This is a genomic window from Fictibacillus arsenicus (assembly GCF_001999465.1).
In the GTDB taxonomy this organism is placed as follows: Bacteria; Bacillota; Bacilli; order Bacillales; family Fictibacillaceae; genus Fictibacillus; species Fictibacillus arsenicus.
Genome location: NZ_MQMF01000038.1, coordinates 1 through 1013, shown reverse-complemented (window position 1 = coordinate 1013; position 1013 = coordinate 1). Strand labels below are relative to the sequence as shown.

General features: G+C 69.3%; 2 protein-coding genes. Both read left to right on the top strand.

What is annotated here, in order from left to right:
* The coding region (locus UN64_RS21090) for a hypothetical protein (RefSeq protein ID WP_171978993.1) at positions 1 to 279 on the top strand (279 nt) is incomplete at its 5' end.
* A gap of 422 nt (positions 280 to 701) precedes the next feature.
* Positions 702 to 1013 (top strand): hypothetical protein (locus UN64_RS19970; protein WP_139343242.1); only part of this gene is annotated, 312 nt, incomplete at its 3' end.

Below are 1013 nucleotides of genomic sequence, written 5' to 3'. Positions count from 1 at the left end.
GAAGAGAACCGTCTCGACGTGACCTGCTACGCCGCGGACCGCACCGAGGTCGACGACGCGACCGCCGGCCACAAGCCGGGCACCCCCGAGTTCGCGCACCACCTGTTCGCACTCTGCTGCCGACTCCCCGGGAACGTGCAAGCCACCCCGGAGCAGTGGGAGCAGATCCGTCACGCGATCGGCCCCGCCCAGTGGTCCCGCATCGACAAGACGCTGGGCACGGTCATGTCCCATGACACGGCGCAGGCGGTCGACGCGGTTTTCTCCGACAGGTCCTGACCGAACACCCATCCGCCGGCACATGGCTGCTGCTGCTGGAGTCCGCGCAGGGATTCGGGGCAGCCGCCGTCCTCCTTCCTGGGGGGTGCTGGCGGGTGGACGGATCGGGACCGTCTCATCATCTACGCCTGGACCCTCTACCGGGCCGGGCTCTGCCCCGAATGCGGGCGACCCCGCCAGGTCTGCGAGACCGGGGTGTGGGAAGTCGAAACCCGGGTGTGTGGGCCGACTGCTGCCGCTGAACGGTGGCGGAAGGACAACAAGGACCCGGACCCGGGCACCCGTATCAGCACCGTACAGGTGACTGATGACCGGGTGGCCGAGTCCCTGCTGTCCGCGCCGCGCTGGTGGATCGAACAACATCGCCCCGACCTGCTCGGACAGTGGTACGCGGCGCACAACTAGACAAGGGTGGTGGTCACGTGGCGGGTCAAGACCTCACGGTGAAGGCCCGCTATGAGGCCGACGTCTCCAGCTACAACTCGGCGATGCAGGCCGCTGCCCGGGAGACCGACAAGCTCGCCACCGCGGCCGACAAGACGGGCCGCTCCGTCAAGGGCATGGCCGACCAGACCGCGCAGGCCGGCACCCGTACCGGCCGGGTGTTCGACGCCCTCCGGAAGAACTCGGCCGACCTGGAGACGGCGGGCACGTCGCTGGCCGCTGTGGGTGCTGGTGCGCTCGCGTTCTCCGCTGGTACGGGCAAGCTCGCGATGGACTGGGAGTCCGCGTTC